Consider the following 22231-nt stretch of genomic DNA (forward strand, 5'->3'; position numbering starts at 1 on the left):
GCGCCCGCCTGCCACCTTAGGAAAGGACCTCCGTCATGACCGCAGCGCCCTCGGCCGTCACGCTCGGCCCCGAAAGCGACCTCTCCGAGGTCTTCGAACTCGCGCAGCAGCTGAGGGTGGACTCGGTGCGCGCCAGCACGGCGGCGGGATCCGGCCATCCCACCTCGAGCCTGTCCGCGGCCGATCTGATGGCGGTGCTGATGACCCGCCATCTGCGCTACGACTGGGAGGCGCCGGACAACCCGGCGGCCGACCACCTGGTCCTGTCCAAGGGCCACGCCTCGCCGCTGCTGTACGCCATGTTCAAGGCCGCCGGCGCGATCGACGACGACGAGCTGATGACCACCTACCGCCGCTTCGGCCACCGCCTCCAGGGACATCCGACGCCCGTCCTGCCCTGGGTCGACGTGGCCACCGGCTCGCTCGGCCAGGGCATCGCGTACGGCGTCGGGATCGCGCTCGCGGCCCGCGACCTGGAGAAGCAGCCGTCGCGGGTGTGGGTGCTGTGCGGCGACAGCGAGATGTCCGAGGGCTCGGTCTGGGAGGCGCTCGACAAGGCCGGCCACCACCGGCTCGCCAACTTCACCGCCCTCGTCGACGTGAACCGCCTCGGCCAGAGCGGCCCGACCGAACTGGAGTGGGACACGGACGCCTACGCCCGGCGCGCCGAGGCCTTCGGCTGCCGGGCGATCGTCGTCGACGGCCACGACCTGGAGGCGGTCGACCGGGCCCTGACCGTGGCCGCCGACGGCACGGCGCCCACCGTCGTCGTCGCGCGGACGGTCAAGGGCCGCGGCGTGTCGGAGGTGGCGGACAAGAACGGCTGGCACGGCAAGCCGCTGCCCGAGGACATGGCCGAGCGTGCCGTCGCCGAACTCGGCGGCGTCCGCCGTCTGGCCGTGCGCGGTCCCCGGCCGCCCGCCACGCCGGACACCGCCCGGCCCGCGGACGCCTCGAAGGCGGCCACGGTCGAGCTGCCCCGCTACGAGATCGGGGACAAGGTCGCCACCCGGGCCGCCTTCGGCGCGGCCCTCGCCGCGCTCGGCGCCCGTCCCGAGGTGGTCGCCCTGGACGCCGAGGTCGGCAACTCCACGCACACCGAGGACTTCAAGAAGGCGCACCCGGAACGCTTCTTCCAGACGTACATCGCCGAGCAGCAGATGATCGCCGACGCCGTCGGCATGGCCGTGCGCGGCTACCGGCCCTACGCCACCACCTTCGCCGCGTTCCTCACCCGCGCCCACGACTTCATCCGCATGGCCGCCGTCTCGCAGATCACCATGGCCCTGTGCGGAACGCACAGCGGCGTGGAGATCGGCGCCGACGGCCCCTCGCAGATGGGCGTCGAGGACCTCGCCATGATGCGCGCCGTCCTCGGGTCCACCGTGCTCTACCCGAGCGACGCGACCTCCGCCGCCGCGCTGACCGCCGCCATGGCCGACCGCGACGGCATCTCCTACCTGCGCACCACGCGCGGCGCCTATCCCGTCCTCTACGCCGCCGACGAGACCTTCCCGGTGGGCGGCTCCAAGACCCTGCGGCAGAGCGACCGTGACCGGGTCACGCTGGTCGGCGCGGGCGTCACGCTCCACGAATGCCTCGCCGCCGCCGAGGAGCTGGCCGCGGACGGCGTGGAGGCCCGCGTCGTCGACCTCTACTCCGTCAAGCCGCTCGACACCGGTACCCTCGCCCGCGCCGCCCGCGACACCGGTGCGCTCGTCGTCGTCGAGGACCACCATCCCGAGGGCGGGATCGGCGAGGCCGTGCTGTCCGCGCTCGCCTCGGGCGGCCACCACCCGGCCTTCGCCCACCTCGCCGTCACGGACCTGCCCGGCTCCGGCACCACCGAGGAACTCCTCGACGCGGCCGGCATCTCCCGCGGCCACGTCGTCCGCGCCGCCCGCGCGCTGCTGGACCGCTAGGCCGTCTCCACCGCCAGGCCGTCTCCTTCGGATCGTGCCGGGCTCTCGACGTCCGGTTCCGGCCTGTTTGGGTACGGACGGAGCGGTCATACGGGACAGCAGGACGTCGCGGGAGGAGGAATGGGGATGAGCACCTACGTGTACGGCATCACGCACGCCGACCGGAGGCTGCCCGAGGACATCGAGGGGGTCGGGGACCCGCCGCGGCCGGTGCGGGCCGTGCGCAGCGGCGACCTGATGGCCCTGTGCAGCGACGTGCCGGCCGGCCGGAAACCCAAGCCGCGCGACCTGCTGGCCCACCAGCGGGTGGTGCTCCGGGCGGGCACGGACGGCCCGGTGGTGCCCTTGCCGTTCGGCGAGGTGTCGCCGGACGACGACACGGTCGCCGCGGTGCTCGACGAGCGGCACGACCGGTACGTGGAATGCCTGAAGTCCCTCGACGGCAAGGACGAGTTCCACGTCGAGGTGCACCACGACGAGGAGGCCGCGCGGCAGGCGGTGCTCGCCGATGACGAGGAGGTGACGCCGCGGACCCTGGTCGACCGGGCGAGGAGCGACGCGGCGCTCGTCGAGGAGCAGCTCGCCGCGCACGCGGCGAGCGTGCGGTACGGTCCGGGCGCGCGGCGCGTACGGCCGGCCGAGCCGGCGTTCGTGGCCGATCTGTCGTTCCTCGTCGAACGGGACGGGCAGGACGACTTCCTGGCCGCGGTCCGTCGCCTGCACCTGGAGCACGAGCACCTCCTGGTGCAGGCGACGGGTCCGCTGCCGCCGTACAGCTTCGGCCCGGCCACGCGGGACTGAAGGGGCCGAGTGCTGAACGGCCTTGGCCCTCGGGTCAGGAACGGCCCTCGTCGGCGTCGCGGCCCAGGAGGTCGTCGGCCTCGAGCTCGATCCGCTCCTTGCGGATCCGGCCGGTGACCGTCTCCTCCTCGGTGACCTCGTCCGTCTTCAGACTCACCCGCTCGACGGGAATGGCGCGGGTCTCGACGACGGGGCGCTCCTCGTGGAGGGTGACCTCGTGCTCGGCCTCGGAGATCTCCGGGCCGGCCATGGCCTGGTCGAGGTTGGCGTCCGTGACGGGCTCGCGCTCCACCCGGACCTCCTCGTGCCGGACCGGCACGGTCTGCTGGACGTCCTCGGTCACGACGTACTTGCGCAGCCGGACGCGGCCGGACTCCACCCGCTCGGTGCCGACGTGCATCCGTTCCTCGGACCGGGTCATGGCGTCGTCGGCCATGGTGTCGTCGGTCAGGGAGTCGTCGGTCAGGGAGTCGTCGGCCATGGCGCCGGCGCCCTCGCCGCGGGCGGGCATCGTTCCTGCGGCTCCGGCCGCGCCCGCGGTCCCGGCTGCACCGCCGGTTCCCGCAGCGCCGTGGGCCCAGCCGCCGTCGCCGGGCTCGTTGGCCCGCTGCCAGGCGTCGTCCCAGTCGATGCCGTAGTACTCGTACAGGCGCCTCTCCTCGCGCGAGGAGAGGTGTCCTCCGCCGTCGACGTCGACGTGCGGGGCGTCCTTGACGCGGTCCTTCGGGTACGGGACCTCCAGGTGGCCGTCGACGACCGTGGCGTCCTGGATCGGCACGAACGACTCACTGCCGCCGAACAGACCGGTCTTGACGGTGACCCATTCCGGCCGGCCGGTGACGTCGTCGACGAAGACGTGCTTGGCGTCGCCGATCTTCTTGCCCTGGGTGTCGTAAACCGGGTGGTCCACAACCGCGGGGATCTGTTCCTGGGCAATCATGGTGGCCCTCCTGTCTCTTTCGCGGTAACCGCGCGACTGTCCGGCCTCGGAGTGATGAAAACGCCTGAATCGCCCCGGAATTGGTTGATTCATCAGCGTTTGACCGGTCAACACACCCGGCACCGCGCGGTCCAGCGGCACCGCCCGGCGCACCGGCGGGCGGGCGGCGCACCGGCGGGCGGGCGGCGGCCGGTCAGGGACGCGGGACTCCGATCGGGTTGGGGACGGGGACGACGCCGGTGTCGACGAGGTGGCGGCTGAGCGGCGCGGCCAGGCGGATGGCCTCCTCGACGCCGGTGGTGCCGAGCAGGGCCACGGGATCGCCGGCCAGCCGGTCGGTGGCGTGCTCGACCTCCCGGCGCAGCGTGCCGCCGGCGCGGGTCAGCCGCCCGTCGCGGTCGAGCAGGATCCGCCCGGTCAGCCGGCGCCTGGCCCGCTCCCACGCGGCGTCACTCCAGCCGCGGCTGGTCTGGAGCAGTTCGCGGGAGACGCCGCCGGTGGCGACATGGACGAGCGAGGCTTCCAGTCCGGTCAGTCCGGCGTGGGCGACGGCGATGACGTGGCCGTCGCCGCGGTGCTCGCGCAGGACGGTGACGGCCAGCCAGAGCCGGCCGAGGAGTTCGGCGGGGCGCGGCACCGTGGACCACGCGGCGGCGAGCGTCCTGCCTTCGTAGCCGCAGCCCTCGACCGCGCGTTCGAGCAGCTCCACCAGCCGCTCCAGGTCGGCGCGGCGGGTGGCCGGCAGCGCGCGTTCCAGAGTGGCCCGGGCCGCGCTCATCCGGGTGTCGAGAACCTTCTCCGGCGGGGCGTACGCCCAGGCGTCGGGCAGCGCGCGGGCCACCCTGCCGGGCGCGAAGGCGAAGCAGAGCGCGTTGGCGGCCGGTGCGGACAGCGGGCCGAGCGGGGCGACCCGGCCCGCGAAGTAGCCCATCCAGAAGCCGACGAGTCCGATCGCGCGGGCGGCGGCCGCCGGCTCGGGCGCGAAGTAGACGACGGCGTGGATCGGTTCGACGGCCTCCCACAGGCGCCTGGCCAGGGTGGGGCTGGGTTCCACGAGCTTCTCCCTGTCTTCCGGCGGCCGGCCGGACGAGGCCGGCCGCGCTGCTCCGGTGATCAGGGTGCTCGCTGTCCGGCCCCTCGGGACAGTGCCAATATGACGGAATGGACCAGGATCTGGGGTGGTGGACGCGGGTCGCGACGGAAGGCTGGCGGGACCGGCCCGGCCCGCGCTACCGGCGGATCGCCGCGGTGCTGGCCGAGACGATCGAACGGCGGCGGGTGGGCGCCGGTGACCGGCTGCCCGCGGAGCGGCTGCTGGCCGACGCGCTCGGCGTGAGCCGGGGCACGGTGGTACGGGCCTACGACGAGCTGGCCCGGGCCGGACTCGTCGAACGCCGTCAGGGCGCGGGCAGCTACGTCCGGCCCCGGCCCGGCTGGACCCGGACTCCGCCCGAGACGTCCGGGTCGGCCCTGTTGCTGCGGCGGCTCGGCGGCGACGCCGACACCATCGACCTGTCGCTGTCGGTCCCGGCGGGCACCGGTCATCTGCCGACGGTGGACGGCACGTTCGAGGTGTCGGACCTCGACGGTCACGGGATGGACCCGGCCGGACTGCCGGAGCTGCGCAGCGCCCTCGCCGACCACCTCACCCACCGGCTGCGGCTGCCCACGACGCCCGACCGGCTGATCGTCACCTCCGGCGCCCAGCAGGCGCTCGCCCTGGTCGTCGAGGCCCTGGTCGCACCGCAGCGCCCGGTCGTCACCGGCTGCCCGGTCTATCCGGGCCTGACCGCGGCGATGACGGGACGTCAGGGGCGGCTGGTGCCCGTGCCGGTGGACGGCCTCGGCCTTCAGATTCCGGCCGTCGAAAGGGCCGTCGCCCGGCTGCGCGCGCCGCTGATCTACCTGGACCCGGCCGCCCACAACCCCACCGGCGCGGTCCTCGGCGCCGCCCGCCGGGAGGCCCTGCTCGCGCTCGCGCGACGCCACCACGCCGTCGTCGTGGAGGACCTCGCGCAGGCCGGTCTCGACCTCGACCCGGACCTGCCGCCGCACGTGCCGCTGGCCGCCGAGGACGACTCGGTGATCGCGCTGGGCTCGCTGTCGAAGACCTTCTGGGCCGGGCTGCGGATCGGCTGGCTGCGCGCTCCGGCGCCGCTGCACGCCTACCTGCTGCGCCTGCGCGCCGCCCACGACCTGGCCCCCGCCGTTCCCGCCCAGCTCCTCGCCACCCGTCTGCTGCGCGCCGCCGACCGCGCGTGGTACGACGAGCTGCGCGGCGCGCTGCGGGAGCGCCGGGACCTGCTGCTCGGCCTGCTCCGGGACCAGCTGCCGGCCTGGCGGGCCGCGGTTCCGCAGGCCGGTCCCTCGCTGTGGCTGACGCTGCCGGTGACCGACACCGAGTCCTTCGCCCATGTGGCGGCCCGCTACGGCGTCCTGGTCGCCCCGGGCGCCACCGCCTGCGTCGACGGCCGCCACCGCGACGGCCTGCGCCTGTCCTTCGCGGAGTCGCCCGGGACGTTGGAGCCTGCCGTCGACCGCCTGACCGCCGCCTGGGAGGACCACGCCCGGCATCTCGCCGCGGTCCGGGTCCGGTGAGGCCGGACGGCCCGGGCCCGCCGGGTCCGGTGAGGCCCGGCGGCCCGGGCCCGCCTCAGGACGAGGCCGGGTGGCTCGACACGACCTTGCCCGTCCGGTCGGCGGCCAGATAGCCCACGGCGCTGTACTCGTTGATGAGGTAGAAGCGGACCGTGGGACGGTCCTCGTTGAAGGTCCAGCGGTCGGCGATGACGTAGCGCATGTTCGGGTTCTCCACCTTCAGGTCCGCCTCGCCCCGCTTCATCAGCGCGGGCAGCGTGTCCCAGGCGAGTCCCGCGACGTCGAACGGCTGCTCGTCCGGGTCGCTGTCGATGGTGCCGCCGGGGCCCGTCTTGCGCACGACGCCGTCGCGGTACTCGTAGCGGTCGTAGGACTTGGCGCCGGGGCGGGTCGGGACGGAGGCGAGGGCGTACTGCTCGTAGACGGTGAGTTCCTTCACCGTCGTCGTGCCGGTGGAGGCGCGGAGCGCGGCGATGACGCCGCGCACGCCCGCCGGGGTGAGCAGGGTGCCGCGGGTCGCGGCGGGTGTGGCGGAGTCCGCGGGAGCGCCGCCGCCCGCTCCGCTCGGTGTGCGGGGCGCGGTCGAGGTGGTCGCGCCGCCCTTCGCGCGCGTGCCGGGATCGCCGTCGGGCAGCAGCTTCACGACGGCGACGACCGCGGCGGCGGTGAGCATGAGGGCGACGGCGGCCGTCACGACGCGGCGGCCGGTGCGGGTCGCCGTCCCGGGCCGGCCGGCCGGTGCCGGTACGGTCGGCGCGCCGCCCCACGGTCCCGGCGGCGGCGCGAGAGCGGGCGAGGCGGGCGAGGCCGGTGGCGCGTAGGCGGGATGGGCGTACGGCGGGCCGAACTGCCCGGGCGGCGCGGCCGCGTTCGCCGTCCGGCCGGCCGAAGCCTCCTCCAGGAGCCGGGCGAGCTCGGCCCCGTCGGGCCGTGCGGCCGGGTCGCGGACGAGCAGCCGGCCGAGGACGGAGGTCAGGGCTCCGGAACGCACCGGCGGCGGGATCGGGTCGTCGAGTACGGCGACCACGGTGGCCAGGCTGGTGGCGCGGCGCAGCGGGTGGTGGCCCTCGGCCGCGACATACAGGAGCATGCCCAGCGACCACAGGTCGGAGGCCGGGTTGCCCTCCTCGCCGCGCACCCGCTCGGGTGCGATGAACTCGGCCGAGCCGATCAGGTCGCCGGTCGAGGTGAGCCGGGACGTGGCCTCGTTCAGGGCGGCGATGCCGAAGTCCGTGAGCACGGCGCCGCCGTCGGGGCGCAGCAGGACGTTGGCGGGCTTCACGTCACGGTGCTGGATGCCGGCGGCGTGGGCGGCGCGCAGGGCGGAGAGGACCTGACGGCCGAGGGTGAGCACCTCCGGCACCGGCATCGGGCCTTCGGCGAGCCGCTCGTGCAGGGAGCGGCCCTCCACCAGCTCCATCACGATCCAGGGGTGCGAGCCGTCCCGGGGTTCGACGATGTGATGGATGGTCACGACGTGCGGGTGGGAGAGGCGGGCCAGGGCCCGGGCCTCGCGGACGGCCCGCTCGCGCAGCTGGGCGGCGAAGCCGGGACTGGCCTCCTCGACGGCCGGGTCCGGCGGGCGGACCTCCTTCAGGGCGACGTCTCGCTCCAGGGCGATGTCACGGGCCCGCCAGACGGTGCCCATGCCGCCGCTGCCCAGCCGCGACACCAGCTGGAACCGCCCGTCGACCAGCGGTCTGCCGCCCTCACCCTCACTCGTACTCATGGGCGGTCATGTTAGGCGGTCCCGGTGACATCCCCGTCCGCCGGTCCGGCCGTCCGCCGGTCCCGGCCACGACCTCCGGCCGGTCCGGCGGGAGTCCCGGCCGGGGCGGGCTCAGTCCTCGGCCGGCAGGCTGTCCATGAAGGAGCTGACGGAGAAGACGGCCCGGCCGGGGCCCGCGGGGCCGTAACCGGGAGGCGAGGTCAGTCCGTTGGCCTCCATGGTCGCCCGGTAGGCCTCGAGGAGCCGGATGTGGTACTCCAGCGGCGCGCCCGCCGGGTTGGCCTTGCCGAGCGGCGTGGTGGGCTCGGGGCACCAGGTGGTGAAGCGGGGCGTGATGCCGCGGGACATGAAGTACTCCAGGCCCTCGGTCGTCGACGCGATGGCCTCGTCGACGGTCGTGAAGCCGAACGGCTCGGCCATCTCCACGCCCGCGACGAAGTTGGGGATCACGTTGCGCGGGCCGAAGACCTCCGCGGAGTCCAGGATCCGGCGGTGCCACTCGTCGCGGCCCACGTACCGCTCCTTGCCGGGGCAGTACAGCTCGAAGAGCCGCTTGTCCCACACCTCGTAGTTGGGGTGGTAGATCTGGATGCCGTAGTCCTTGAAGCGCTGCACGTCCGCCTTGGGCAGCGCCTGGGCGACGACCTTGCCGATCCAGCGGCCGGGGAAGCGCTCCTCGATGGCCTGGGCGTACTCACCGTAGAAGTCGGCCTCGTCCTTGCCGCCGATGTGGGAGGTGACGGCGCCGCCGGTGAGGGTGTACGCGGTGGAGGAGCCGGTCGTGTCGTACCTGTCGATGATCTCCAGCGCCTCCAGGACCTCCTCCACCGGCTTCACCCCGGTGTAGGGGCGTCCGGCGGCCTTGTGCTGGCGCCAGTTGTGGTTGATGTCGCAGTACTGGCACTCCTCCTTGGCGCCGAAGTACTGGCAGACGCGGAAGACCGTGAGGTAGATGAGATAGCCCCACTGGATGGTGGGCGCGACCTCCATCACGGACTTGCCGTTGGCGAGGGTGTGCCGGTAGTACTCCGGCATCGGCGGCAGGCCGACGTCGGCGATCCGGCGGCCGTCGAGGTAGAGCCCGAGCAGACCGTCCTCGCCCGCCGCCACCCGGTAGGGCGAGGCGGGATTGACGCGGACGGAGACGACCGTGCGGCGCAGCTCGTACGGTCCGCCGGTGAGGACGATCTCCTCCGGCGGGCGGCGCAGCGCGGCCTGGCCGAGCTCGGGCAGGGTGCGGTGGTCGAAGGAGAAGATGAAGTACGACTTGGGCTTGACCTCGCCGGAGGCCTCGTCGCCCGACTCGGTGAGGGCGGAGTCGTCGAAGGCGATGCCGCCGCGCAGAAGGTCCTCCTTGATCACCGCCTCCTTGGGGACGTGCGGGAAGCGGTGCATGAGGTCTTCGACCTCGTCGGTGCGGCGGATCATGCGTGGAAACATCTCCTCGGTCGTGCGGATCGCGAGCCGTGGTGGGCCACCGACCACCCTAGGACGGCGCCGCCGCGACCGGCATCCGACCCCGGTCCCGGTCGGCCTCGGCCACGCGACGGAGGCCCTTCCGGTGCCGGCGGCCCTTCCGGCCCCGTGGCCGGGGTCGGGGTCGGGGTCGGGGTCGGGAGGCCGGGACGGCGGCCGGCCGGCCGCCGGGAGTCGCTCAGAAGTTGCCGTAGTTGACCTGCCAGGTCGGCAGGCCCATCCGGCGCCAGACGTCCACGACCCGGTCCCGGTCGTCGAGCGAGACCCGGACGGCGTAGCGGTGGCGGACATGGGTGTCGAACAGCTCCGCCTTGACGATGTCGTCGGAGCGGCCGTCGGCGGAGCCGCGCATCCACAGCTCGTCGTACGGGACGCCGTGGCGCTCCAGCCACGCCTCCGTCAGCTCGCGGTGGTCCTCGCTGCGTCCGGAGAGCAGCACGATCCGGTCCTGGTGGGCGCCCCGGAAGGCGCGCAGGGCGTCGCGCACGGGATCGTTCAGGAGGTCGAGGTCGCAACGGCCGAAGTCGTACGGTCCCCGGTCGCCGCGCAGGGCGAGCGTGCCGTCGATGTCGCACAGGACGGCGGAGGGCAGGGCGGGATCGGGGACGTAGGGAGTGACGGCCGGGCGGGCGTTGAGCCACTCGTCGGTGAGCCGCCAGCCGCCCTTCACCGCCTTGGCGTGCTTGTCGGCGAGCAGCCGGATGATGTCCTCGCCGACCGGCCGCTCGCGGGCGGCGTCGCGCCGGACGCACTCCTCGACGGGCACGCCGGTGAAGTCGTGCACGACGAAGGTGGCCTCGCGGCCGGCGACGGCGGCCTTGAGGCGGCGCGGGATGTGCGGCGTGAGGTGGGTGTTGTCGACGACGACGTCGAAGCCGTCGTCGACGGCGGCGCGGACCGCGGCGTCCTGGATGCCGAGGACGGTCTGCTCATGGGCGCGCGAGCGGCGGTCGCCGCCCGGCGGGCCGCCGGGCAGGTCGAGCATGGTGCGCAGGTCGTCGAGGTTGACGCGGCGCATCCGGCCCTCGGACCGCTCCTGCAGGGCGCGGGCGGCGGTCGTCTTGCCGGAGGCCGGCAGTCCGGTCATGACGTGGACCACGGGCACGGTCAGTTCTCCTCGTCGGTGGCGAAGGGGTCGGTGGCCTCGGGGCGCAGCGAGCGCCATACGAGGAGGTCGACGGGGCGCCCGTCGAGGCGCAGGAAGAGGGCGGAGCGCAGCTGCGGGTCGGGCAGCGCCTTGACCGCCCGGGCGAAGGCGCCGCGGTCGTCGGCGAGGTGCGCGAGCGACGCGTACGCCTCCTCGACGGCCCGCCGTCGCGTCGCGAACTCGTCCTCGAGGCGGGCGACGACGGACCGCACCCAGGTGTCGAACTCGTCGGGCACCTGCTCCAGGAGGGCGTCCAGCGGGCGTCCGCCGTCGGAGCGTATGCCGCCGAGCTCTGCCATGGACAGGCCGAGGCCCTGCGCGAGGATCTTGGCGGAGGTGCCGGCGAAGCGCTGGATGCCGTGGCCGCGCCAGATGTCGCGTTCGGTGACGCCGGTGAGGACTTTGTGGAGCCGTACGTACTCGGCGATCTTGGCCTTGGCGCGGACGCCGGAGGCGAAGCGCAGCACGAAGCCCTCGGCGTCGGTGCCGGTGGCGGCGGCGCCGTCGGGCAGCGTGTTCGTCTCCGTGAGCTTGAGCAGCTCGTCGAGGGCCATGGGCGGGTGGACGGTGACGACCGAGCCGACCGCGCGCCAGGCGTCGGCGGCCTCGGCGAGCGGCGTCTCGGTGCCGTCGGGCCCGAAGGCGGCGAGCAGGACGAGGTCGCGCCGGTCGCCGTAGTCGACGACGATGCGGTTCTGCGGGTAGACGATCTCCGCGAGGTAGGTGACACCGGGCACGAGGGCCGAGGTGTCGGCGGCGTCGAGGCGGCGCTGCGCCCAGGTGGCCTGGGTGCTGACGAAGGAGCCCTTGGAGGCGACCCGCCAGCGGCCGTCGTAGTGGAAGACGACGCCGAGGCTGCCGTCGACCTTCTCGTAGACCTCGAAGGGCTCGTCCGGCAGCGCGGGCGCGTAGGGCCGGCCGGCCTCGTGCTCGGAGACGTTGAAGAACTTGGGCAGCGGCAGCGCGACGATCCGGCCGGTGACGTCGTCGGCGACGAGACCGCGGCAGCGGGTGGTGACCTGGTTCCAGACGCCTTCGTACTGACAGACCCGCGTGTACGTGTAGATCGACAGCGGCAGCTCGGGGTGCGCCTTGCGCGTCACGTGCCCGGCTTCGACCGCTGCCGCCAGTTCCTCCGGCGGCAGCAGCGCGTCAAGAGTCAGGTAGGCCTGGCTCATGGGTCCCCTCCCGTGTTTCGTGAAGGCCCATTCTGGTGCGCCCGGGCGGCCCTGACCAGCGAATTAGCGGCGGGGACCGGCGACTTGGCGGCGGCGCCCGGCCCGGAGCCTCCCGCGTCCCGCGGCGCGTGACCGCGACCGGGAGGGCGCCGCCGAGGCGTACGGGACGGGGCCGGGCTGCCGGCGGCGGCGGGCCGGGCGCGCCGTCCACGGCGAGGTCCGGCATGCGGGCCCGGGCCCGGGGGCGGATGCCGGGCCCCGTAGACTCGCGGCCCGAAGCAGTCGCAGAAGCCGAGGAAGCGAGCGCAATGAATTTCGCGGACACCACCGCCCCCATCTACTCCGAGCTCATACGTGAGCAGGGGGACGTGCCCGGTGACGTGCGCCGGACCGCCGAAGAGGTGCTGCGCGACCTCAGCCGTGTGATCCAGATGCCGCCGTCCGGCCTCGGCCCGGCCGGTGGTCCGATGCAGTAGCCGCGACGGCGCGGCTCGGACGTCACGGGGGTTGTCGTCATGACGGGTACGGGTACGAACGCGGGCTCGGGTCGGGCCGCGGGCTCGGGTCGGGCCGCGGGCTCGGATCGGGCCGCGGGCTCGGGACGGGCCGCGGGCTCGGGTCGGGCCGCGGGTCCGCTGACGGGCGCGGACGGCGGGGCCGCCGGGCACGAGCGGGTACGGCGCAGCTATGACGTCGTCGCCGAGGAGTACCGGGCCCGCATCGGTGACGAGCTCGACGGCAAGCCGCTCGACCGGGCGCTGCTCGGCGCCTTCGCCGAGGAGGCCGGTGAGGGCGCGGTGATCGCCGACCTGGGCTGCGGGCCGGGGCACGTGGCCGCCTGGCTGGCCGGACGCGGGCGCGCCGTGGTGGGCGTCGACCTGTCCCCCGCGATGGTGGAGATCGGTCGTCGGCAGTATCCGGAGCTCGAGTTCCGCGAGGGCGATCTGCTGCGGCTGCCCGCAGGCGACGGGGAGTTCGACGCGGCCGTCGCGCTGTACTCGCTCATCCATCTCGCGCCCGGCGAACTGGCGCCCGCGCTCGCCGAGGCACGCCGGGTGCTGCGCCCGGGCGGCCGGCTCCTCGTCGCCTTCCACATCGGCGCGGAGGTGAGGAGCCTCACCGAGTGGTGGGGCCATGACGTGGACGTCGACTTCCACTTCCTCGAGCCGGCCGCGGTGTCCGCCGCGCTGGCCGAGGCCGGCTTCCGGGTGCGGGCCGAGCTCCAGCGGGCGCCGTACGCGCACGAGGCGGAGACGCGGCGCGCCTATCTGCTGGCCGAGCGCGTGGACTGACGGCACGGAGCAGCCCCGCGCGGGCGCCGGGGCCGCGGTACGGGAGCCGCGGCCCCGGCGTGGCCCTGCCGGGTCCGAGAGTCCGGCTCAGCCGGCCTCGGGGCGCAGGGTCCGCCAGAGGAAGGTGTGCTCCAGGGCGCTGTTGTACGCGGTCTGCTCGTGGTCGCTGGCACCGGCGTGGCCGCCGGAGAGCGTCTCGTGGAGCAGCACCCGGTGGCCGAGCTCGCGCAGCCGGGCCGCGGCCTTGCGGGCGTGTCCGGGGTGGACGCGGTCGTCGCGGGTCGAGGTGGTGAGCAGCACGGGCGGGTAGGGCCGGTCGCCGGCCAGCCGGTGGTACGGCGAGAGCGCGGCCAGGTGCGGCCGGTCGGCCGGGTCGTCGGGGTTTCCGTACTCGGCGGTCCAGCTGGCCCCGGCGAGCAGGGTGTGGAAGCGCAGCATGTCGAGCAGCGGGACGTGGGCGACGACGGCGCCGAAGAGTTCGGGGCTGCGGACGAGCATGGCGCCCATGAGCAGGCCTCCGTTGCTGGCGCCGGTGATGCCGAGCCGCTCGGGCGTGGTGACGCCCCGGGCGACGAGGTCGCGGGCGACGGCCTCGAAGTCCTCGTAGGCGCGGTGCCGGTCGGCCTTGAGGGCGCTGCGGTGCCACTCGGGGCCGTACTCGCCGCCGCCGCGGATGCCGGCCACCACGTACGTACCGCCGCGGGCGAGCCAGGCGCGGCCGCGCACGGTGTCGTACGAGGGCGTGAGGGAGACCTCGAAGCCGCCGTAGCCGGTGAGGAGGGTGGGGCCGGGGAGCCGGTCGTGGCGGCCGACGACGGTGTACGGGACGCGGGTGCCGTCGGCGGAGGTGGCGAAGTACTGGCGGGCGTCGAGGCCGGTCGCGTCGAAGCGTTCGGGTGCCTGCTTGATCCGTTCTCCGGGTCCGCCGATCTCGCCGCGGTGGAGGCTGGGCGGGGTGAGGTGTCCGGTGATCGACAGGAAGTACTCGTCGCCGGTGTCCGGGTCGGTGTCGGTGAGGGCGGCGGAGGCGAGCGGCGGGACGTCGGCGAGCTCGCGGATCTCCCAGCGTCCGTCCGGTCCGGCGCCGGGAGTGAGGACGTGCAGGCGGCTGGCGACGTCCTGGAGGGTCTCGACGACGAGGTGGTGGCGGGTCCAGGAGTGGCCGGCGAGGGAGGTGCGCGGGTCGGGCGTGAACAGGACGTCGGGGTCGCGGTGGCCGGCGAGGAAGTCGTCGAGGCGGAAGGCGAGGAGGGAGCCGGCGGGCCGGTCCAGCCAGGGTGCCTTGGGTGTGACGAGGAGCCACTCGCGGTGCACGGAGCTGTCCGCGTCGTCGGGGACGTCGAGGCGCCGCAGCTCGCCGTCCTGGTCGCGCAGGTAGGTCTCGTGGTGCCAGAAGTCGCGGTAGCGGACGACGAAGTCGCGCGCGAAGCCCTCGGTCGGGTCGTGCCAGGCGGACACGGCGAGGTCCGACGCGGCGCCTTCGTGGACGAGTTCGGCGTCGGTGAGCGGGGTGCCGCGGCGCCAGCGGCGGACGGTGCGCGGATAGCCGGAGGCGGTCAGGGAGCCGGGGCCCTCGTCGGTGCCGACGAAGACGTGGTCCTCGTCGATCCAGCCGATGTCGGTCTTCGCCTCGGGCAGCCGGAAGCCGTCGGCGACGAAGGCCCGCTGCTCGAGGTCGTACTCGCGGACCACGACGGCGTCGCCGCCTCCGCGCGCGAGGCTCACCAGGGCCCGCCGGAAGCCGGGCCGCAGGACCTGCGCGCCGGCCCACGTCCAGTCCTCGTCCTCCTCGGCGGCGAGGGCGTCGAGGTCGAGCAGCACGTCCCAGGACGGCTCGTCGGTGCGGTACTCCTCGAGCGTGGTGCGGCGCCAGATGCCGCGGGTGTGCTCGGCGCTCTGCCAGAAGTTGTAGAGATGGGCGCCGCGGCGCCGGGTATAGGGGATCCGGTCGGGCGCGTCGAGCACCTCGCGCAGCTCGGCGACGAGCGCGTCGAAGCCCTCGCTCGCGGCGAGCTCGGCCCGCGTCTCGGCGTTCCGCTCCCGCACCCAGGCCAGGGCCCGCTCGCCCTCGACCTCCTCCAGCCACAGATACGGGTCGGTCTCGCTCACGCCTGCTCCTCTTCCCGCACGCCGGAGGGCGCCGTGATCTCGCCGAGGTCCGTGCGGCTCTCCATGGTGGTTCCGTCCATGCCGACCATGGTGGACCACGCCTCTGACAACGCGGACCACCACCTCATTGGTTCGAAAATGGACCAATCGTCAGGCCCTGCTGGCCCAACACCGCGCCGTCCTCCGGAAGTTAACCAATCGATTACTGCACGGCCGTATACCTTTGCGCTCCGTTCCCTCATCCTGGCCTCGGCGTGCCACCGGGGCACCCGGGACAGGAGAGGCGGGGCATGATTCCCATCAGCCGCAGAGGCTTCGTAGGGATCGGCGCGGGGCTCGTCGCGGGGGCGGCGCTGCCCGGCGGGTCCGCGGGCGCGGTCGAGGCGACGTCGGCGGCCGCGCAGGCGGCCACCGGCACGATCACCGACGTGAAGCACGTGGTGATCCTCATGCAGGAGAACCGGAGCTTCGACCACTACTTCGGCCGGCTGCGCGGTGTGCGGGGCTTCGGCGACCGGGCCGCGGGCAACATCCCGGGCGGCTGGGGCACCTTCAACCAGCCCAACTGGGGCGGCCGGCAGTACCCGTGGAAGCTCAGCGCCACTCCCCCGGCGGGCGGCGTGGACGGCGAGACCCTCGCCCAGTGCAACGGCGACCTGCCGCACAGCTGGACCTCGCAGCACGCCGCCTGGAACAAGGGGCGGATGGACAACTGGGTCGCGGGCGTCGGCAACACCCGTTCCCTCGGCCACCTGGACCGCGGGGACATACCGTTCCACTACGCCCTCGCCGACCACTACACCGTCTGCGACGCCTACTTCTGCTCCACGCTCAGCGCGACCGGCCCCAACCGCACCTTCCTGTGGAGCGGCAAGGTCGACGCCTCCAGCAAGGACGGCGGCGAGGAGTCCGGGCTGACCTGGGAGTCGTACGCGGAGGCCCTGCAGCGCGCCGGCGTGAGCTGGAAGGTCTACCAGAACGCCCAGGACAACTACGGCGACAACGGGCTGGCCTACTTCAAGAGGTTCACCGACGCCAGGCCGGGCGACCCGCTCCACGACCGCGGCATGGCGTCGGTGCCGAAGGTCACCGGCTCCACGCCGGACGACATCGCGGCCGCGATCCGCGCCGACGTGGTCGCCGGCACGCTGCCGCAGGTCTCGTGGGTGGTGGCGAGCGAGGCCTTCTCCGAGCATCCGTACGCCCCGCCGGGCGACGGCGCGCACTTCGTCGACCTGGTCTACCGGGCGCTCGCCGCGAATCCCGAGGTCTTCGACTCGACCGTGCTCTTCCTCAACTACGACGAGAACGACGGCTTCTTCGACCATGTGCCGCCGCCCGTCGCACCGCCCGGAACGCCGGGCGAGTACATCGACGGAGTGCCGATCGGGCTCGGCTTCCGGGTCCCGATGATCGTCATGTCCCCGTGGACCCGGGGCGGCTGGGTCAGCTCCGAGGTCTTCGACCACACCTCCGTCCTGCGCTTCATGGAGGTCTGGACGGCCGCCCTCGGCACGCCCGCCACCTGCCCGAACATCAGTGCCTGGCGCCGCCGGGTCGTCGGCGACCTGACCGGCGTCTTCGACTTCGCCCACCCGGTGTACGGCGTGCCCGCGAACCTGCCGTCCACGGCGAAGGTCATCGGCCAGTCCACCTGCGGCCCGCTGCCCAACCCCGTCCCGCAGGACAACGCCCTGCCGCCGCAGGAGCCGGGCACGCGTCCGGCGCGCGCCCTGCCGTACCAGGTGAACGGCAACCTGGACCGCTTCGAGTTCGGCGCGGCCGGCAAGATCCTGGCCTGGTTCTCGATGACCAACCAGGGCCCCGAGGCCCGCCGCCCCGCGCACTTCTCGATCCACCCGCACCAGTACCGGGACACGGCGGCCTGGCAGTACACGGTCGACCAGGGCACCACCGCCACCGACTACTTCAACATCGGGCTCGGCTCCGGCTCGGGCAAGTACGACATCTCGATGATGGGCCCCAACCGCTTCCTGCGCCGCTTCATCGGCGACGCCTCCAAGGCCGGCAAGGACATCGAGGTCGCGGCGCGCTACGCGACGGAGCCGGGCACCGGCAAGACCGCGCTGTGGTTCAGGATGACGAACAACTCGTCCTCCGCCGTCACCTTCACCATCCGCTCCGACGCGTACCGCACGGACGGCCCGTGGACGTACACGGTCCCGGCGAAGTCCGCGCGCGAGGACTGGTTCAACGCCGTCGCGTACAACGACGGCTGGTACGACTTCACGATCCTCGCCGACCTCGACGGCACCTGGTCGCGCCGCTACACCGGTCACATCGAGACCGGCGCGCCCAGCGTCTCCGGCTGAGGCGCGCCCGCGCGCCGGCGCGTCGCCTCAGCACCGTCCCGCTCCCGCGCCGCCGCCTCGGCGAGGCACCTCCTAGCGCGGGGGCAGGACCGTGAGGACGCGCTCGACGAAGGCCTTGAAGTCCTCCATGAAGTCGGTGAGGAAGGCCTGCGTCGTCGGGTCGGTGACCTCGCCGTCCTCGCCGAACAGCCCCGGGGTGAACTGGATGTACGCCTCCGGGGCGTTCATCTGCGGCGAGTTGCAGAAGCTCAGCACCGACCGGAGGCTCTGCTGGGCCACCGCCGTGCCGATCTTGCCGGGCGAGGTGCCGATCACCGCCGACGGCTTGTGCAGGAAGGAGTTGGTGCCCCACGGGCGGCTCGCCCAGTCGATGGCGTTCTTCAGGCCGCCGGGGATGGAGCGGTTGTACTCGGGCGTCACGAAGAGGATCGCGTCGGAGGCGGCGATGGCGTCCTTGAGGGCCCGGCCCTCGGGCGGGTAGTCGGCGTCGTGGTCGTGGTTGTAGAGCGGCAGGTCCTTGATGGGGATCTCGCGGAACTCGAGGCCGGGCGGCGCGACCCGGATCAGCGCCTTGGAGAGGATCCGGTTGATGGAGTGCGCCGACAGGCTGCCGACGAAGTAGCCGACCTTGTACGTGGTCATGCGCGTGCCGTCCTTCTTGCCGTCCGTGGGCGTCGTGCGGGAGAGGCCCCTCGCGAACGTATCCCGGCCGGAACGCGTCGGCGACCGGGCCGGGCGGTCGCCGCCACACGTCCACCCGTCGTCCACGACGCGTCCACGCCCGCCCGGCTCCGCCCGTCCTCGCCCGTTCTCCGTCCGCCCTCGTCCGTCTCTCGTCCACTCATCGCCCTTTTGCCGGATATGAAGGGTTTACGGATGATGGGTTCGGTTAGGGAGGCTGGGAGGGCCGCGCCGACGGCCCGTACAGCCCGTACAGCAGGACAAGGCGTGGAAAGGCGGTCTTTCGCCGTGTCTCGACCCAGAATCCTCGTGGTGGGCGCCGGTTTCGCCGGGGTCGCGTGCGTACGGCGCCTCGAACGGCGGCTGACCGGCCGGGAGGCCGCGATCTCGCTGCTCTCGCCCTTCTCGTACCAGCTCTATCTTCCGCTGCTTCCGCAGGTCGCCTCCGGCGTGCTCACCCCGCAGTCGGTCGCGCTGTCGCTGCGGCGCAGCGAACGGCACCGGACGCGGATCATCCCGGGCGGCGCGGTCGGCATCGACACCGACGCCCAGGTGTGCGTGGTGCGCACCATCTCCGGCGAGCTGGAGACCGAGCCGTACGACCACCTCGTCCTCGCTCCCGGCAGCGTCACCCGCACCTTCGACATCCCGGGGCTCGCCGAGCACGCCCGCGGCATGAAGACCCTGGCCGAGGCGGCGTACATCCGTGACCACGTCATCGCCCAGCTCGACCTCGCCGACGCGAGCCAGGACGAGGCCGAGCGGGCCGCGCGGCTGCAGTTCGTGGTGGTGGGCGGCGGCTACGCCGGGACCGAGACGGCGGCCTGTCTGCAGCTGCTCACCCACAACGCGGTCAAGCGCTATCCGCGGCTCGACCCGAAGCTCATCAAGTGGCACCTGATCGACATCGCGCCCACGCTCATGCCCGAACTCGGGCCGAAGCTGGGCGCGGCGGCCCTGGACATCCTGCGCAAGCGCGGGGTCGAGGTCTCCCTCGGTGTGTCGGTGGCCTCCGTCGACGAGCACCACGTGACGCTCACCGACGGGCGGGTGCTGCCCAGCCGCACGCTGATCTGGACGGCCGGCGTCGCGGCGAGCCCGCTGATCGGGACGCTCGGTGCCGAGACGCTCCGGGGCCGGCTGGTGGTGGACGCGGACATGTCGGTGCCGGGACTGCCCGGCGTGTACGCGCTGGGCGACGCGGCGGCGGTGCCGGACCTGGCCAAGGGCGAGGCGGGCGCCGTGTGCCCGCCGACCGCCCAGCACGCCATGCGCCAGGGCAAGGCGATCGCGGACAACCTGGTCGCCACACTGCGGGGCGAGAAGACCCGTCCGTACGAACACAAGGACCTGGGTCTGGTGGTGGACCTCGGCGGCATGGACGGCGTCTCCAAGCCGCTGGGCGTCGAACTGCACGGCATGCCGGCGCAGGCGGTGGCCCGCGCCTACCACTGGGCGGCGCTGCGGACGAACGTGGCGAAGACGCGGGTGATGACGAACTGGCTGCTGAACGCGGTGGCCGGCGACGACTTCGTCCGCACCGGCTTCCTGGCGTCGAAGTCCGGCACGCTGCGGGACTTCGAGTACACGGACGCCTACCTCAGCCGCGACCAGGTCCGCGCCCACACGGCCTCGCTGCGGGCCGCGGCGTCCTGACGGCGTCGTGCCGCCCGCGCCCGGGTGTCCGGGCGCGGGCGGGTGCCGACGCCGGGCGGATCAGATGTCGATGACGCGGTAGGCGATCGTGTAGACGCCGCCGGAGCCCTCCAGGGAGCGGTACTGGACCTCGGCGCCGACCTCGCTGCCGGTCACCAGGGTCGCGCCGAGCTTGTCGTCGCCGCCGAAGGTGTCCTTGTCCCAGAGCGTGAGGGTGCGGGCCTGCTCGCGGCCGAGGATCAGGGCCGCGTTGCCGTTGCCGTCGGTCATGGAGCGGACGTAGCCGGGGCCCATCGTCTGGTACGAGATGCCGTTGCCGGGCCACACCTTGACCTGGTTGCCGTTGGCGTCGGTGGCCTTGAGGTAGGCCTCGTCGTGGTCGCCCTCGCTCTGCTGGTGGCAGGTCAGCTCCAGGAGCTCGATCTTCACGTAGTCGATCGGCTCGGCCTGGGCGGTGCCGGCGAAGACGCCGAGGCTGCCGAGTCCGAGCAGCGCGGCGGCGGCCATCCGGACGGTGCGGTTCCTGCTCATGTCGAATCCCCCTTGGTGACGTCACGTCAAGTGACGTCCAGTGGCGTCGTCCCGCCCTTCCGGCGGGCCGTTTCGTGCCGTTCCCCTCGGCACGTCCCTTACTGTGCCGGGCCGCGCCCGGCCCGTTCTACGCGCGTTCCGCTGGACGGAACATCGCGGCCTGAGCCACCGCGGGCACGCCACGGGCGAGGCCCCGGCTCAGGGCGGCGCCGGCCTCGGCGACCGCGTCGGCCAGCGGTTCGAGCCGCCGCCCCGCCCGCACCATCCCGGCGACGGCCGCCACCGTCCGCCCGTCCCGCGACCGTACGGGCACGGCCGCGCAGCACACGCCGTCCATCACGTCCTCCCGGTCGAGCACGGCGCCGGTGCGCCGCGGCCCGCACAGCGCGCGGCCCGCCGCCGTGTCGAGGCGGAAGCCCACACCGTCCCGCACCGGCAGCACGGGGTCGAGCTCGCCCGGCACCGACGAGACCGTCAGCGCCTGCTCCTCGCCCATCACCACGAGCAGCACGCTCGCCCCGGTCGCCGCGCGCAGCCGGTGCAGCGGCAGCCGGGCGGCGGCCCGCAGTCCCGGGTGCGGTTCCCAGGCGAGGCCGAGCCGGTAGAGCTGCGGTCCGACCCGGTAGCGGCGGTCACGGCGTTCGACGGCGCCGACCGCCACGAGCTGGTCGAGCAGCCGGTGCGCGGTGCCCTTGGGCACACCGCACGCCTGGGCCAGTTCGGTGACGCCCGCCGCGTCGTCGCCGTGTCTTCGCAACGCCTCCAGGAGCGCGAAGGCCCCTTCGAGCACTCCTCTGCCCCGGTTCGCCGCGGTCTCCTTCGTCGCGTGTCCCGTCCCGTTCATCTGTGTCCCCCCTGGACCTCTGACGCCCGGCCGCGGTCCCCCGACGGCGCGCGGCTCACGGACGCAGAGGACACCATGCGGCAGAACGGACGTACCGGCCAAGACCTTGCGCGCCGTGGCGTGCCGGGGCGGGTGACGGCCGCGGGACGCTCACGCGGCGAGCCGGGCCGCCGGTCCCATCACGACCACGGGCTCCCGGGCCGGGTCGAGGGCGCGCAGCAGCCGTCTCATGTCCTCGCGGAGCAGCGAGACGCAGGCCTGGGTGGGGCCGCCGTGGTCGACGTGGATCCAGACGCCGCCGCCCTTCTCGGGGCCGAGGGGGCGCTCCTTGTCGAGCGGGCTGGTGCCGGGGACCCGGTTGTAGTCGATGGCGACGACGTAGTCGAAGGAGCCTTCGAGCGGCTCGTCGAGGAAGCCGGTGCCGGTCACGGCGAACTCCTCGTCCTGGTCGTACGGGAGTCGCGCCCCGGGATCGGGCAGCCGGCCGCCGGCGTCGCCGAGCCGGAAGACGCCGATCGGCGAGCGCAGGTCGTCGGCGACGTGGTCGTCGGTCCAGCCGCGCAGGGCGTTGTGCCCGGTCCAGGGACCGGCCGTGCGGTGCCACCGGCCGGCCGCGGTGCGCTCGTAGAGCACGGCGGTGGCCACGCTGCCGTCGACGTCGTCACCGCTGACGACGAGGACCTGGCCGGTGCCGTGGGGAATCCGGGCCTGGGTGCGGGGGCCGACGCCGGGGATCCGGGAGGGTGCGCGGTTGGCGCCGTCGCGCCCGTCCGGCGTCCGGGCGCCGGGCGACGCGGAGGGGTGTGCGGGCGGGGCGGGCGCGCCGGCCGGCGGGGTGGTCGCGGCCGGCCGCTGCGCGGCGCAGCCGGTCAGCACCAGGGCCACGGTCAGGGCGCAGGTCAGCACCGTTGCGGTGCCCTTGCGGACGGGCATGGGTCGGCCACCTCCGGAGTGCGGGGCAATGCGGCCATCCGTACCCGGTCCGCGTCCGGGC

18 protein-coding genes are annotated in these 22231 nt (G+C 73.8%); 7 read left to right on the forward strand and 11 right to left on the reverse strand.

Annotation, left to right across the window (positions count from 1 at the left end; all coding sequences use genetic code 11):
• The first annotated feature begins 35 nt into the window (after positions 1-35).
• Both ACIGO8_RS28480 and ACIGO8_RS28485 read left to right on the forward strand, forming a co-directional pair.
• Positions 36-1922, forward strand: a complete 1887-nt coding sequence (locus ACIGO8_RS28480) for a transketolase (RefSeq protein ID WP_399736581.1) — start codon at positions 36-38, stop codon at positions 1920-1922.
• A gap of 126 nt (positions 1923-2048) precedes the next feature.
• The gene (locus ACIGO8_RS28485; RefSeq protein WP_399736583.1) at positions 2049-2723 is read left to right on the forward strand and encodes a GvpL/GvpF family gas vesicle protein; all 675 of its coding nucleotides are present in this window, start codon (positions 2049-2051) and stop codon (positions 2721-2723) included.
• Between the two features lie 34 nt (positions 2724-2757).
• Here ACIGO8_RS28485 and ACIGO8_RS28490 read toward each other — a convergent pair whose 3' ends face one another.
• Both ACIGO8_RS28490 and ACIGO8_RS28495 read right to left on the reverse strand, forming a co-directional pair.
• Positions 2758-3663 (reverse strand): DUF2382 domain-containing protein, encoded by a 906-nt coding sequence (locus tag ACIGO8_RS28490; RefSeq protein WP_399736585.1) that lies wholly within the window; start codon positions 3661-3663, stop codon positions 2758-2760.
• A gap of 193 nt (positions 3664-3856) precedes the next feature.
• Complete coding sequence (locus ACIGO8_RS28495) at positions 3857-4717, reverse strand: hypothetical protein (RefSeq protein WP_399736587.1); 861 nt, start codon at positions 4715-4717, stop codon at positions 3857-3859.
• Between the two features lie 107 nt (positions 4718-4824).
• Here ACIGO8_RS28495 and ACIGO8_RS28500 point away from each other — a divergent pair, with 107 nt between their 5' ends.
• Positions 4825-6261, forward strand: a complete 1437-nt coding sequence (locus ACIGO8_RS28500; RefSeq protein WP_399736589.1) for a PLP-dependent aminotransferase family protein — start codon at positions 4825-4827, stop codon at positions 6259-6261.
• Between the two features lie 55 nt (positions 6262-6316).
• On the opposite strand, the gene ACIGO8_RS28505 is transcribed toward ACIGO8_RS28500, so the two are convergent.
• From ACIGO8_RS28505 to ACIGO8_RS28520, 4 genes are all read right to left on the reverse strand, one after another.
• The gene (locus tag ACIGO8_RS28505) at positions 6317-7990 is read right to left on the reverse strand and encodes a serine/threonine-protein kinase (protein WP_399736591.1); all 1674 of its coding nucleotides are present in this window, start codon (positions 7988-7990) and stop codon (positions 6317-6319) included.
• 111 nt (positions 7991-8101) lie between these two features.
• Positions 8102-9418, reverse strand: a complete 1317-nt coding sequence (locus tag ACIGO8_RS28510) for a radical SAM protein (RefSeq protein WP_399736593.1) — start codon at positions 9416-9418, stop codon at positions 8102-8104.
• Positions 9419-9644: 226 nt separating this feature from the next.
• Positions 9645-10571 carry an AAA family ATPase gene (locus ACIGO8_RS28515; protein ID WP_399736595.1) on the reverse strand — a complete coding sequence of 309 codons (927 nt, stop codon included), beginning with the start codon at positions 10569-10571 and terminating at the stop codon, positions 9645-9647.
• Positions 10572-10573: 2 nt separating this feature from the next.
• Entirely contained in the window at positions 10574-11791 is a 1218-nt protein-coding gene (locus ACIGO8_RS28520; RefSeq protein ID WP_399736597.1) for a T4 RnlA family RNA ligase, read from the reverse strand.
• Between the two features lie 308 nt (positions 11792-12099).
• Here ACIGO8_RS28520 and ACIGO8_RS28525 point away from each other — a divergent pair, with 308 nt between their 5' ends.
• A complete protein-coding gene (locus ACIGO8_RS28525) occupies positions 12100-12267 on the forward strand; it encodes a hypothetical protein (RefSeq protein WP_399736599.1) in 168 nt (55 codons plus the stop codon).
• Between the two features lie 39 nt (positions 12268-12306).
• Positions 12307-13083, forward strand: coding sequence for a class I SAM-dependent methyltransferase (locus tag ACIGO8_RS28530; RefSeq protein WP_399736601.1), 777 nt, complete (start codon positions 12307-12309; stop codon positions 13081-13083).
• 87 nt (positions 13084-13170) lie between these two features.
• Here the strand turns inward: ACIGO8_RS28530 and ACIGO8_RS28535 are convergent, their stop codons facing one another.
• Positions 13171-15192, reverse strand: coding sequence for a prolyl oligopeptidase family protein (locus tag ACIGO8_RS28535; protein ID WP_399736603.1), 2022 nt, complete (start codon positions 15190-15192; stop codon positions 13171-13173).
• Between the two features lie 290 nt (positions 15193-15482).
• Here ACIGO8_RS28535 and ACIGO8_RS28540 point away from each other — a divergent pair, with 290 nt between their 5' ends.
• Positions 15483-17525 (forward strand): phosphocholine-specific phospholipase C, encoded by a 2043-nt coding sequence (locus tag ACIGO8_RS28540; RefSeq protein WP_399736605.1) that lies wholly within the window; start codon positions 15483-15485, stop codon positions 17523-17525.
• A 72-nt stretch (positions 17526-17597) separates the two neighbouring features.
• On the opposite strand, the gene ACIGO8_RS28545 is transcribed toward ACIGO8_RS28540, so the two are convergent.
• Positions 17598-18167: an NADPH-dependent FMN reductase gene (locus ACIGO8_RS28545; RefSeq protein ID WP_399736607.1), complete on the reverse strand. Its 570-nt coding sequence runs from the start codon at positions 18165-18167 to the stop codon at positions 17598-17600.
• Positions 18168-18494: 327 nt separating this feature from the next.
• On the opposite strand from ACIGO8_RS28545, the gene ACIGO8_RS28550 reads away from it, so the two are divergent.
• Positions 18495-19862, forward strand: coding sequence for an NAD(P)/FAD-dependent oxidoreductase (locus ACIGO8_RS28550; RefSeq protein ID WP_399736609.1), 1368 nt, complete (start codon positions 18495-18497; stop codon positions 19860-19862).
• 60 nt (positions 19863-19922) lie between these two features.
• Here the strand turns inward: ACIGO8_RS28550 and ACIGO8_RS28555 are convergent, their stop codons facing one another.
• From ACIGO8_RS28555 to ACIGO8_RS28565, 3 genes are all read right to left on the reverse strand, one after another.
• Positions 19923-20393, reverse strand: a complete 471-nt coding sequence (locus ACIGO8_RS28555) for a hypothetical protein (protein ID WP_399736611.1) — start codon at positions 20391-20393, stop codon at positions 19923-19925.
• A 127-nt stretch (positions 20394-20520) separates the two neighbouring features.
• A complete protein-coding gene (locus ACIGO8_RS28560) occupies positions 20521-21237 on the reverse strand; it encodes an IclR family transcriptional regulator (protein WP_399736613.1) in 717 nt (238 codons plus the stop codon).
• Positions 21238-21387: 150 nt separating this feature from the next.
• Complete coding sequence (locus ACIGO8_RS28565; RefSeq protein ID WP_399736615.1) at positions 21388-22170, reverse strand: hypothetical protein; 783 nt, start codon at positions 22168-22170, stop codon at positions 21388-21390.
• Between the last annotated feature and the right edge of the window lie 61 nt (positions 22171-22231).

It is taken from the genome of Streptomyces sp. NPDC053493 (genome assembly GCF_044544825.1).
Taxonomy (GTDB): domain Bacteria; phylum Actinomycetota; class Actinomycetes; order Streptomycetales; family Streptomycetaceae; genus Streptomyces.